This is a genomic window from Nonomuraea deserti (assembly GCF_004348685.1).
GTDB lineage: Bacteria > Actinomycetota > Actinomycetes > Streptosporangiales > Streptosporangiaceae > Nonomuraea > Nonomuraea deserti.
Map to the genome: position 1 here is coordinate 1 of NZ_SMKO01000082.1, position 11,813 is coordinate 11,813.

Below are 11,813 nucleotides of genomic sequence, written 5' to 3' on the forward strand. Positions count from 1 at the left end.
CCCCGTCCCGCCCTTTCAGGGGACGTCCCCCGCCGCTCCGGGGACGTCCGCCAGGACGTCCGGAGCGTCCCCCGACACGTCCGATGCGTCCCACGACGCTCCCGGGACGTCCGTCGAGACGTCCGGCGCGTTCCCCGAGACGTCAGGCGCGTCCCACGACGCTCCCGGGACGTCCGGGACGTCCCACGGCACTGCCGGGCCGCCCGGCGACACGTCCGGGACGGCCGGGCTGCCGCCCGTGCTCGCCGGGCACGTCGAAGGACATCTCGCCGCGGCCCGCCGCATGGCGGAGCTGGTCCCGGACGTCGAGGCCGTGGCGGACCTGCTCATCGAGGCCTTCGCCCGCGGCGGCATCCTCTACACGATGGGCAACGGCGGCAGCGCGGCCGACGCCCAGCACCTCACGGGCGAGCTGGTCGGCCACTACAAGCGCGACCGCCGCCCGCTGCCCGCGGTGACGCTCACGACCGACGCGACGGTCATGACGTGCATCGCCAACGACTACGCCTACGACGAGGTCTTCGCCCGGCAGGTCCAGGCCCTCGCCCGGCCAGGAGACGTCGTGGCGGCGTTCACCACCAGCGGAAACTCACCCAACGTGGTCGAGGCGCTGGCGACCGCACAGAGCAGGGGAGCGGTCACGGTACTCTTCGGCGGCGGCGACGGCGGAGCCGCCGCGAAGCACGCCGACCACCTCCTTCTCGCCCCCTCGTCCGAGACCCCGCGCATCCAGGAGATCCACACACTGATGCTGCACATGATCAGCGACAAGGTCGACGCATGGGCCGCCGCATGACCAGACGCCCTGACCCCACGTCCGCCGCTCCCACGTCCGCCGCCCGCACGTCCGCCGCCCCCATGGCGAACGCCCCCTCGGGCGCGCAGCCCGAGGGCCTGCCCCGCGCGCCGCGACCGGCCGCCACCCCCGGCCGCACCCTGCACATGATCGGCAACGCGCACCTCGACCCGGTGTGGTTGTGGCCGTGGCAGGAGGGCTACCAGGAGGCGCGGGCGACGTTCTGGTCGGCGATCCACCGTATGGATGAATATCCCGACTTCGTCTTCACCTGCGACCAGGTCGTCCTGCTGTCGTGGGTGGAGGAGTCCGACCCCGAGCTGTTCGCCAGGATCAAGGAGAAGGTCGCCGAGGGCCGCTGGGTGATGACCGGCGGCTGGTGGGTGGAGCCCGACTGCAACATGCCGTCGGGGGAGTCGTTCGTCCGCCAGGGCCTGTACGGCCAGCGCTACCTGAAGGAGAAGTTCGGGGTCACCGCGTCGGTCGGCATGAACGTCGACCCGTTCGGCCACAACGCCATGCTGCCCGCCATCCTGCGCGGGCAGGGCATGGACTCCTACTGCTTCCTGCGCCCCGGGCCGCACGAGAGCGAGTTGCCCGGCACGATGTTCTGGTGGGAGGCGCCCGACGGCAGCCGCGTGCTGGCGTACCGCATCCCGTTCGAATACTGCAGCCCGCCCGGCGAGGTCGCGGGGCAGACCGAGAAGGCGCTCGGCCAGCTCGACCGCTCGCTCGGCGACCTGATGATCTTTTACGGCGTCGGCAACCACGGCGGCGGGCCCACCAAGGCCAACATCGAGTCCATCCACCGCTACGACCGGATGGGCACGTTCGGCGAGCTGACGATGTCGTCGCCGCGCCGCTACTTCGACGAGACGGCCAAGCGCCTCGGCGAGAAAGGGCTGGCCGAGCTGCCGGTGTGGCGCGACGACCTGCAGCACCACGCGGCCGGCTGCTACTCCTCGCACTCCGGCGTCAAGGCGTGGCAGCGCAGGGCGCAGGCGGCCGTGCTGTCGGCCGAGCGGTGGGCCGCGATCGCCGGCCACGACGCCCGCGCCGACCTGGAACGCGCGTGGAAGCAGGTGCTGTTCAACCAGTTCCACGACGTGCTGCCGGGCTCGGCCATCGAGCCGGCGTACGACGACGCCCGCGACCAGCTCGGCGAGGCCGTGGCGATCTCCAAGCGGATCATCACCAGGGCGCACAACGTGATCGCCCGCGACGTGCGGGTGCCCGAGGAGACCGGCACCCAGCCGGTGCTCGTCTTCAACCCGCACCCGTGGCCGGTCACCACCCGGGTCGAGATGCAGTACGGCCTCGCACCCAACGGCGTGCACGTCGTGGACGCCGACGGCGCCGACGTGCCGTGCCAGCGCACCCAGTCGGTGGCGACCACCGACGACAAGGGCCGCGGCGCCACCGTGTTCCAGGCGGAGCTGCCGCCGCTGGGCTACCGCCTCTACCGGCTGCGCCAGGGCCCCGGCATGCACGCGGCCGGCACGCTGTCGGCCTCCGAGTTGCACATCGAGAACGACGTGCTCCGCCTGGAGCTCGACCCCGGCACGGGCTGGCTGGCCAGCCTGCTCGACAAGCGCACCGGCGTCGACCTGGTGGCCGGGGCGGCGGGCGAGCACACCCAGATCTGCGAGGACCCGACCGACACCTGGGGACACCGCGTCGTGTCCTACGACTGGCCGGGCGAGGCGATGGCGACCACCGGCATCGTGCTGCGCGAGAACGGCCCGCTGCGCGCCCGCATCCGGGTCGAGCGGGCGTGGGGCCGCTCGACGATGACCGAGGAGTTCATCCTGGGCGCGGGCGACGACGACGCGGTCGAGGTACGCGTCACGCTCGACTGGCGCGAGCGGGCGCACCTGATGAAGCTGCGCTTCCCTGTCGCGCTGGAGAACCCCGCGGCCACGTACGAGATCCCGTTCGCGCACCTCGGCAGGCCGATCGACGGGGCCGAGGAGCCCGCCCAGTCGTGGGTGGACCTGTCGGGCGCCGTCGCCGGCACGCGCGCCGGGCTGGCCGTGGTGAACAACGCCAAGCACGGCTACGACGTCGCCCCGCCGAGCGCCGGCCGCGACCACAGCATCGGCATCACGGCCGTGCGCAGCCCTGTCTACGCCTGGCACGACCCCCGGCTGCTCGACCCCGACGGCCACTACTCCTACCAGGACCAGGGCACGCAGCGGTTCACGTACCTGCTGGTGCCGCACGCGGGCGACTGGCGCGCCGCCGGGCTGACCCGCCGGGCGGCGGTGCTCGGCTCCCCGGTGCGGGCGATGCTGGAGAGCTTCCACGACGGCCCGCTTCCCCCGGCGCGCGGCTACCTCGACGACGGCGGCGGCCAGGTCATGGTCACCGCGGTGAAACTGCACGAGGACGCGCCGCGCGACCTGGTGGTACGCGCCGTGGAGAGCACCGGGCGGGCGGCCGTGGCCACGCTCGACATCCCGCTGGCCGGCGTCAGGCTCACGGCCGACTTCGGGCCGAGCCAGATCCGTACGTTCCGGATCCCGCTGGACGATCCGCACTCCGCCGTGGAGACCGACCTGATCGAGCTCGGCACCCGCAAGGGCGCGTTCACCGTGGAGTCGTGGTGACCGGCCCGCTGCTGCTCGCCGACCCTGACGGCGGCGAGGTGGCCGTCGAGGTGCTGGGCGCGGGACCGTACACCACGAGCGGGCGGTGGGGCGAGCGGCGCGCGACGGGCCGCCGCGAGCTGCGCCTGACCATCCGGTACGACGGCGCCGAGCCCTCCGCCGGCACCGTGCGCGTCAGCAGGCGGGTGCCCGCCACAGACCCGTGGTGGCTCATTCCCGGCCTGTTCTACGGCGAGAACCGGCCGGTGGCGTGCCGGCGGGTGTTCCCCCGCTTCGAGGCCGGCGCCGACCGGCCCGACGAGATGGTCTCGGCCCGGTGGGGGTTCCGCGCGGACCGGGCGGCCACCCCCGCCGTCATGGTGTGGGGCGACGAGGCGGGCGCCTGCCTGATCGCGGACGAGGAATCGGCGCTCGGCACCACCGGCCTGGCCGTCGAGCACGCGGCGGGGGAGGCCACGATCGCGCTGCTCTTCCCGTACCAGGAGTTCCCGATCACCTACTACGGCTCGGCGCTGGCGCTGCCCGCCGAGGCCGCCACGCACGTCTGGCAGCCCGGCGAGTCGCACGAGCTGACCGTGGCGGCGTGCCCGCTGCCGGCCGACCGGCACGCGTACGCGCCGCTGCTGCGCGAGGACCGCGAGCTGCGCCTGCCCGCCGCGCCCGTCGAGCCGTGGCAGGACGTCGAGGAGGCGGCCGGCATCGCCGCCGAGGGCCTCTACCGCTGGCACTACGATCCCGACCCCGGGGTGCTGCTGGAGACGGTCGGGTTCGACCGGGAGGTCAGCGGCGCCGACGGCGAGCGGGTCGACCGGCAGGCCATGCACGTCGGCTGGGTGAGCGGCATCCCGTGGGCGGCCGCGCTGCTGGAGCACGGCCTGCGGACCGGCCGGCCCGAGCAGGTCGCCGCCGCCTCGCGGGTGATCGACTTCATCTGCGCCAACCTGTCGCCGTCCGGCACGTTCTGGGGCACGTGGTACCGCCGTTCGGGCTGGTCGCAGAGCTGGAGCCACACCAAGGACGCCCTGCACGCCCGCACGCTGGGGGAGGCGACACTGTTCCTGCTGCGGGCGCTCCGCCACCGGCCCGACCCGGCCTGGCAGGCGGCGGCCCGCTCCAACCTGGACGTGATGGTGGCCCGCCAGCGGCCCGACGGCAACCTCGGCACCCTCCACCACGCGGCCACCGGCGAGGTGCTGTCCTGGTCGGGCGCGTCCGGGCTGACCTGGATCGCGGCCCTGTGCGAGGCGGGCGGCGAGACGTGCCTGCGGGCCGCGGAACGGGCGGGCGACTATTACGCGGCCTTCGTCGAGGACGAGTTCATCTACGGCGCTCCCGAGGACGTCGACCTGGCGCCGACGTCGGAGGACGGCTACGCGGCCGTCATCGCGTACATGGCGCTGCACCGGGCCACGGGCGCCGCCCGCTGGCTCGACCTGGCCCGCCGCGCCGCCGACTGGACGCTCACCTTCCGCTACTCGTACAACGTGCGCTTCGGCCCCCGCACTCCCCTGGGCGTGTACGGCTTCGCCACCCGCGGCGCCGACCAGGCGTCACCGTCCAACCAGCACCTGCACGCCTACGGCCTGGTGTGCACCGACGAGCTGATCGCCCTGTCGGAGGCGCTCGGCGACCCCTACTACGCCGAGCGGGCGCACGAGACGCTGGCCTGTTTCCGCCAGTTGCTGCCCGCCGCGGACGGCGACGTGAACGCCTACCGCGGCATGATCACCGAGCGTTACTACCAGACGGACTGCTTCCAGCCCAAGGGCATGTACCTGACGCTGTCGCACGCCTGGAGCGCCGGGGTGCTGCTGCTGGCCTGCGAGCAGGTGCTGGCCCGTGACCGGGCCTCCATGGCGGCGAGTCACGGCTCCAGGTAGCGCAGGACGGCCAGCACCCGCCGGTGGTCGCCGCGCGACGGGGGCAGGCCGAGCTTGGCGAAGATCTGCGTGACGTGCTTCTCCACGGAGCCGTACGACAGGAACAGGGCGGAGGCGATCGCGGCGTTGGAACGGCCCTCGGCCATCAGGGCCAGCACGTCGCGTTCGCGGTCGGTGAGCTCCCGCAGGTCCTCCGCCCGCCCGCGCAGCCGGATGGCGGCGCGCAGGCCCTCGTCGGTGTGGGTGGGCGGCATGCGGATGTCCACCACGGCCACGTCGGGCCGGTGCTCGGCCACGGCCGCGCACAACGCGGCGGCGTCGCCCACGGCGGCGGCGACCTCGTGGCCCCTGCCGGTCAGCAGGAGCGACAGCCCGTCGCGGATCACCCCGGCGTCCTCCGCGATCACGATGCGCATGCCGCTCTCCTTCACGCTCGCGCGGGCAGCTCCACGGTCACCACCGTAGGGCCACCGGGCGGACTGTCGATCTCCAGCGTCCCGTCCACCACGCGTACCCGGTCGGCCAGCCCGCGCAGCCCGGTGCCGTGGCCCATGGCCGCCCCGCCGGCGCCGTCGTCGCGGACGCGCAGCCGCAGCCGGTCGTCGCGCGCCGCCAGCTCGTGCTCTACATGAGCGGGGACCGCTGCACGATCGGGCACGCCACCCGCTACCTCGTCGACCTGACCCTGCCACCGCCCGGCACCGTCTGCCGGCCCGGCCGGACGTAGAACCGCCGCTCCGGCTACGCGCGCCGGGAGAGGGAGATTCCGGCCGGACCGAGGGACCGACTTGACGCAAAAATCACCCTTTATGGCGGCACGCAAGACGGGTCTTTAACGCGACGGACACGATCCCTTCATACCGTCGCTGAGATGGCAAAACTGACAGGGGCCGCAGGGCCCGCGCTACTCTCCGCCCTCACCCTGGGCGCCTGCGCCGCGGGGCTCGGCGGGGCCGCGGTCCTGATCCCGGACGACCCGCCCGAAGGCCCTCCGGCCACCGTGTCGATCTCCGGCTCCGGCTCGACCGCGCAGAAGGGCGCGATGGACGCCTGGCGTGCCGAGTTCCGCCGGACGCATCCGGACCTGCGGGTGGACTACCGGGCCAACGGATCGGGAGCGGGCATCCGCGACTTCATCGCGGGCACCACCGCCTTCGCCGGCTCCGACGTCGCGATGCGGCCCTGCGAACAGGCGCGGGCCGACAGACGTTGCGGCAGCCGGGCGATGCACGTGCCCATGGTCGTAGGTCCCATCGCCCTGGCCTACAACCTGCCGTCCATGCCGGAACTGAAGTTGTCGCCCACCACCCTGAACGGCATCTTCAGCGGGCGGATCATCAGGTGGAACGCACCGGAGATCGCCGCCGACAACCGCGGCATGCGCCTGCCGAACACGGGGATCCGCCCTTTCCACCGGTCCGACGACTCGGGCACGACCCACAACTTCACCGCCTATCTCAAGGCGGCGGGCCGCTGGCCGTACCGGCCGTCCAGGAAGTGGACCGGCTCCGGGCAGGGCGTCGCGGGGTCCGAGGGTGTTGCCGATGCCGTCCGGCACACCACGGGCTCCATCGGGTACGTGGAGTACGGGTTCGCCGGCGACGCCCGGTTGCGCACCGCCAAGGTGCGCAACGCCTCCGGCCGGTACGTCGCGCTCTCGCCCGAGAGCGCCACCGAGGCCCTCCAGGGCGCCCGGATCGCCGACGGGGGGAACGATCTCGTGGTGGAGTTCGACCACCGCGCCAGGGGCAAAGGCGCCTACCCCATCGTCCTGGTCACCTACGAGATCATCTGCTCGGAGAACCCCGGCCCGGCGGTGCGGACCTTCCTGCGTTACACCGCCGGCGACGCCGGCCAGTCGTACCTCTCCTTGTAGGGTTACGCCCCGCTCCCGCATGACCTCCTCGCCAAGGTGCGTGCCCGGCTCGACGCCACCCGCTGATCGGAGGATCTCTGCTTCGGCAGCGGACGGGAGCACGGCGCCGGACACCGCCCAGCCAGCGCCGGACCGGGCCGGCGTTCAGGACACCTTGCGCACGAACGCGTCGTCGGAACTGATCGGCTCGCCCGCGGCGTTCGTGACCTGGAGCCGGACGGGAAGCTCGTTCTTGACGTCGAGAAGCGCTGAGCGGGGCTCATCCCCCTCGAAGAGGTGCGTCTCCCCCCAGGTTCTGAGGGCCACGATGACGGCGAACAGCTCGCGGCCTTTCGCGGTGAGCGTGTACTCGTGGTAGGCGGACCCGTCGGTCGCCGGACCCATCGTCAAGATCCCCTGGGCCACGAGCTCACGGAGGCGGGACGCCAGGATGTTCTTGGCCAGCCCCAGGTTCCGCTGCAGCTCACTGAATCGACGGATGCCATCGAAGGCGTCCCGGATGATGAGCAGGGACCATCGATCCCCGATCACGTCGACCGTCCTGGCGACTGGACACTCCGCGTGCCGATGACTCACACCCCGTCCTTGCATGGACTCCCTGCCCGTCCGGCTGTCGAAAATTGACTCACACGAGTGGTTGCAAGTTTAAACCAGTCTCCTCTAGAGTCGCCACGAGTGGTTTCAAATTGAAACTGCTTGAGGAAGCACGGTTCGAGGAGAGGTCATGACGGCACAGCAGGACGCTGGCAAGGACACCAGGGTCAGTCCAGTCCGGGTCGCGGTGGTGCAGTTCGAGCCCCGCGTGGGCGTCGAGAATCTGAAGGCCAACGCATTGGCGGTGGAGCAGCGGCTGACGGCCGCCGCGGAGGCCGGCGCCGGCCTCATCGTCCTTCCCGAACTGGCCACCACGGGCTATGTCTTCGAGACCCGAGAGGAAGCCTTCGCGCACGCCGAGGCGGTCCCGGACGGTCCCACCGTGCAGGGGCTCGCCCGGTTCGCGGCCGAGCGCGACGTGTACGTCGTGGCCTGCGTCGTCGAGCAGGACGGCGACAAGCTGTTCGACACCGCCGTCCTGGCCGGCCCCGAGGGGTACATCGGTCGCTACCGCAAGACTCACCTGTGGAACACCGAGAAGCTGTGGTTCACGCCCGGCGACGAAGGCTACTCGGTGTTCGACACCCGCATCGGGCGGATCGGGCTGCTGGTGTGCTGGGACATCTGGTTCCCGGAGACGGCCCGCATCGTGGCGCAGATGGGAGCGGACATCATCTGCATCCCCACCGGCTGGGTGTGGACCCCGCCGCCGCTGTACGACGAGAGCGGCGTCTGCATGGCCGCCTACCTGACGATCACGGCGGCGCACGCGAACAACGTGTTCATCGCCACGGCGGACCGGATCGGCCAGGAGCGCGGTGCCGGATTCATGGGCAACTCCCTCATCGCGGGCACGAACGGCTGGCCCATCGACCGCATCGCCGGCCCGGATGAGGACACCATCATCTACGCCGACGTCGACCTCACCGCGGCGCGGACTGCCCCGATCTGGAACCAGCTCAACGACCTGCACCGCGATCGGCGCACCGACCTATACGACCAGATGCTCGGCTATCGTGGCGGCGCTCCGCTGCCCCGGTGACGTCATGGCCATCCCTCGCGACAACGGGAACGTTCCCGTTCCGCGCATGGCCACGCGTTTCGCCACGGCGGCGGGCGGCTGCGCCGCCGCCGTGGCGTTCGTGGCACTGACGGTCGCCGCGAGTACCGACCTCGCCGCAGGGCAGGCATGGTACGGCGACTACACCGACGCACGGGGTCTGGCCTCCTGGCTGATCGCCTCAATGAGCGAGCCGCAGTTCTACGCGGCAGCGTCCGCCAGTCTGGGCTTGCTCCTGGGCGGCCTGTTCGCTCATCTGGCACAGAGAAGCTCGCGACGTTGGGCCGGCTTCGTCCAGGCCTGCGGCACCGGGATCTGGCCATCGGTGGTGAGCAGCGCGCTCGCCAGCCTGATCCTGGGCGTTCTCGCGTGGGGATGGACGCTGGAGCCCGGATTGTGGCAGCCCCTCTTCGTGACGCTCGTCTCCACAGCGCCTGCCATGGTCGTCCTGTACGGGCCCACGCTCCGGGTCTGGCTCACGGCCGCGATCTCGGGAGCTCTGCTGACACCCCCCGCGTCGATCCTCGCGATCGACTACATCGGCAGACCCATGAACCTTCCGCCCGTCGTCGGCGCTACGACGGGAATGTGGATCGGGGCTCTCGCGGCTTTCCTGATCTGTAGGCATCTGCCCTGGATGCCGGAGCCCGGCGCCTGGCGTGCCGCTCACACGAGCGGGAAACCCGCGGGGACCGGCACAACGGTGACCTCCCCCGTGTGGGTCGTCCGCCGGGCGCTGGCTGACTTCAGCGAGGCGCAGTTCTTCGGCAACGAATGGGCCAGCGCGGCGATGATCGCCGGCGCGGTCATCGCCTACCTGATCAGCCCGTCAGCCCTCGCCTACGGGAGCGGTCTGTTCCCGGCCGTGCTCGCCGGCCAGGTCATCACGGCGCTCGCCGGCGTGCTGATCTGGCGGCGCAAGTGGCAGGAGCTGGGCTTCTACCCGACCTTCGTCCCTGTGGTGTCGGTCGCGCCGGCCGTCGTCCTCGCCTTCGGCGGCACTCTCCAGTCCGTCATCGCGGGGGCGCTCGCGGGGGCACTCGTCGGCCCTCCTCTTGCGGCCGCGATCTCGCGCCGCCTGCCGGTGGACTGCCATCCGTTCGTCGGGAACGTGGCCTCGATGAGCGTCTCCACCGCGCTGTTCGTGCCACTCCTCCACCTCGTACCGGGAATCGCCTCATGACTCAGACAGTCGAACCCCCATCCACGATCACCGATCTCGGGCGGGCCCTGCGCCGCGGAGAGATCACCGCTGTCCACCTGGCCGCGAACGCGTTGCGGAGCATCCACGACCACAACGCGACCCTGAACGCGTTCACCCTCGTGGACGAGGCCGGGGCGTACGAGGCGGCACGACGAGCGGATCAGGAACTGGCCGCGGGCCTCGACCGGGGGCCGCTCCACGGCATACCCGTCGCCGTCAAGGACCTCATCGACATCGCCGGCTCGCTCACCACATGCGGGTCCGCGACCTCTTTCGGGTCTGTCGCCGAACGCGACGCCGACGTCGTCACCCGTCTACGCGATCGCGGCGCGGTCATCGTCGGGAAGACCACCCTGCACGAGTTCGCCTACGGCGCGACCGGTGACCGCTCGCTGCACGGCCCCTCGCGGAACCCGCACGATCCCGGCCGGATCTCGGGCGGCAGCAGCGGGGGCAGCGCGGTGGCGGTGGCCTCGGGCATGGTCCCCCTGTCGCTGGGCACCGACACCGCCGGCTCGGTCCGGGTGCCCGCCGCCCTCTGCGGGGTTGTCGGATTCAAACCGGCGTACGACGCCATCTCGAGCGTGGGTGTGTACGCGCTGGCGCCCACGCTCGACCATGTCGGCCTGTTCACCGGCTCCGTCGAGGGCGCCCTGCTCGGCTACCAGGCTCTCACCGACCGGCCCATGGGCCCTCTTCCCGACGACTCACGGTCGATCACGGTCGGCTGGATCCGCGCCGGCGACATCGCGACGTGCGACCCGCGTATCGAAGAACTGGCGCGCGACCTCCTGACGCGTGCCGGCTTCGCACCAGACCTGGTGCACGGATTCCCGGGATGGGACCGCGACCAGCCGCTCTTCGAGGTGTTCAGCACCCTCCAGAGCAGGGAAGCGTACGAGGTGCACCGGCACCACCTGGAAGACGATCGGGAGCTGATCGACGCCGAGGTCCTCGCGCGACTCGAGAAGGGCGGGAACGTCTCGATCCCGAGCTACGAAGCGGCCGACGAAGCGCGCGGGGAACTACGCGCGATCGTGGCGGAGCTGCTGCGTACTTATGACGTGCTCGCTCTCCCGACGGTTCCGATCGTGGCTGCCGCTCTCGGCGAGCGCAGCGTGCGCGTCGGCCGTACCGACCTCGAGGTGCGCTCGGCGCTGCTCTCACTGACCAGCCCGTGGAACATGGCCGGCGTCCCGGCGATCAGCGTTCCAGCGGGCCGGTGTGACGGGCTGCCGGTCGCCGTACAGCTCGTCGCCGCCGCGGGGAACGAGCACCTCCTGTTCTCCGCCGCGCAGGCGCTGGAAGCGGCCGTGCAGCGGTGAACCCCGACAGATCTATCGCGGCCAACGCCGGCGAAAGGGAACCCCGATGCCATCCATTCAGATCGACCTGCCACTGACCGCCTCGTCGGCGACCAAGCAGCGGCTCGCTCAGCGTTTCGGTGAGATCTATGGCGAGATCATGCAGGTCGGCAAGGACCTGCTGACCGTATCCGTGCACGATGTCGGGGAGGGCGGCGTGTGGCGCTGCCACGAGAACAGTCCTCCGACGCCCTCGGCCCTCATCATGTGCGACATCCGGAGCGGACGGCCGGTGGAGACCCGGGCTCGGCTGGCACAGTCGTTGATCGACGTGTGCACCGAGATGTTCGACCTGAACGCGCTGTGGGTGAAGGTCGAGTTCACCCAGCACTCGGGTGACGAGATGTACCACCCCCACCTGGCCGGCTTCAATACCGACTGGACCGGGGACGAACGAGCCGAAGACAGCTCCACCAGGACCGCCTGAAGC

The 11,813-nt window shown here is 71.5% G+C and carries 11 protein-coding genes; 8 read left to right on the forward strand and 3 right to left on the reverse strand.

Features of this window, described 5'->3' with window-relative positions; genetic code table 11:
- From E1292_RS54075 to E1292_RS26715, 3 genes are all read left to right on the forward strand, one after another.
- The coding region (locus E1292_RS54075; protein WP_246090347.1) for a D-sedoheptulose-7-phosphate isomerase at positions 1-796 on the forward strand (796 nt) is incomplete at its 5' end.
- A complete protein-coding gene (locus E1292_RS26710; protein ID WP_220447080.1) occupies positions 793-3,405 on the forward strand; it encodes an alpha-mannosidase in 2,613 nt (870 codons plus the stop codon). The genes E1292_RS54075 and E1292_RS26710, both read left to right, overlap by 4 nt.
- Positions 3,402-5,285, forward strand: a complete 1,884-nt coding sequence (locus E1292_RS26715; RefSeq protein ID WP_132597958.1) for a YyaL domain-containing protein — start codon at positions 3,402-3,404, stop codon at positions 5,283-5,285. Before E1292_RS26710 ends, E1292_RS26715 begins: the two co-directional genes overlap by 4 nt.
- On the opposite strand, the gene E1292_RS26720 is transcribed toward E1292_RS26715, so the two are convergent.
- Complete coding sequence (locus E1292_RS26720) at positions 5,270-5,701, reverse strand: response regulator transcription factor (RefSeq protein ID WP_132597959.1); 432 nt, start codon at positions 5,699-5,701, stop codon at positions 5,270-5,272. The genes E1292_RS26715 and E1292_RS26720 overlap by 16 nt on opposite strands.
- A gap of 11 nt (positions 5,702-5,712) precedes the next feature.
- Entirely contained in the window at positions 5,713-5,943 is a 231-nt protein-coding gene (locus tag E1292_RS26725) for a hypothetical protein (RefSeq protein ID WP_220447081.1), read from the reverse strand.
- A gap of 213 nt (positions 5,944-6,156) precedes the next feature.
- Between E1292_RS26725 and pstS the strand changes: the two genes are divergently transcribed.
- Positions 6,157-7,161 (forward strand): phosphate ABC transporter substrate-binding protein PstS, encoded by a 1,005-nt coding sequence (pstS, locus tag E1292_RS26730; RefSeq protein ID WP_132597960.1) that lies wholly within the window; start codon positions 6,157-6,159, stop codon positions 7,159-7,161.
- Positions 7,162-7,305: 144 nt separating this feature from the next.
- Here the strand turns inward: pstS and E1292_RS26735 are convergent, their stop codons facing one another.
- Positions 7,306-7,737, reverse strand: a complete 432-nt coding sequence (locus E1292_RS26735) for a winged helix-turn-helix transcriptional regulator (protein ID WP_246090348.1) — start codon at positions 7,735-7,737, stop codon at positions 7,306-7,308.
- A gap of 148 nt (positions 7,738-7,885) precedes the next feature.
- Between E1292_RS26735 and E1292_RS26740 the strand changes: the two genes are divergently transcribed.
- The 4 genes from E1292_RS26740 to E1292_RS26755 are packed head-to-tail and all read left to right on the forward strand — an operon-like array spanning position 7,886 to position 11,810.
- A complete protein-coding gene (locus E1292_RS26740; RefSeq protein ID WP_132597962.1) occupies positions 7,886-8,797 on the forward strand; it encodes a nitrilase family protein in 912 nt (303 codons plus the stop codon).
- Positions 8,798-8,843: 46 nt separating this feature from the next.
- Positions 8,844-9,998, forward strand: coding sequence for a hypothetical protein (locus E1292_RS26745; RefSeq protein ID WP_132597963.1), 1,155 nt, complete (start codon positions 8,844-8,846; stop codon positions 9,996-9,998).
- A complete protein-coding gene (locus tag E1292_RS26750) occupies positions 9,995-11,344 on the forward strand; it encodes an amidase (protein ID WP_132597964.1) in 1,350 nt (449 codons plus the stop codon). Before E1292_RS26745 ends, E1292_RS26750 begins: the two co-directional genes overlap by 4 nt.
- Positions 11,345-11,390: 46 nt before the next feature.
- Positions 11,391-11,810: a tautomerase family protein gene (locus E1292_RS26755; RefSeq protein ID WP_132597965.1), complete on the forward strand. Its 420-nt coding sequence runs from the start codon at positions 11,391-11,393 to the stop codon at positions 11,808-11,810.
- The last annotated feature ends 3 nt before the right edge of the window (positions 11,811-11,813 follow it).

What these genes read in the sequence shown, in the direction of transcription:
- E1292_RS26745 (WP_132597963.1), top strand. Translation starts at nt 8,844, where the DNA reads ATGGCCACGCGTTTCGCCACGGCGGCGGGCGGCTGCGCCGCCGCCGTG.
- E1292_RS26740 (WP_132597962.1), top strand. Translation starts at nt 7,886, where the DNA reads ATGACGGCACAGCAGGACGCTGGCAAGGACACCAGGGTCAGTCCAGTC.
- E1292_RS26755 (WP_132597965.1), top strand. Translation starts at nt 11,391, where the DNA reads ATGCCATCCATTCAGATCGACCTGCCACTGACCGCCTCGTCGGCGACC.
- E1292_RS26710 (WP_220447080.1), top strand. Translation starts at nt 793, where the DNA reads ATGACCAGACGCCCTGACCCCACGTCCGCCGCTCCCACGTCCGCCGCC.
- pstS (WP_132597960.1), top strand. Translation starts at nt 6,157, where the DNA reads ATGGCAAAACTGACAGGGGCCGCAGGGCCCGCGCTACTCTCCGCCCTC.
- E1292_RS26720 (WP_132597959.1), bottom strand. Translation starts at nt 5,701, where the DNA reads ATGCGCATCGTGATCGCGGAGGACGCCGGGGTGATCCGCGACGGGCTG.
- E1292_RS26750 (WP_132597964.1), top strand. Translation starts at nt 9,995, where the DNA reads ATGACTCAGACAGTCGAACCCCCATCCACGATCACCGATCTCGGGCGG.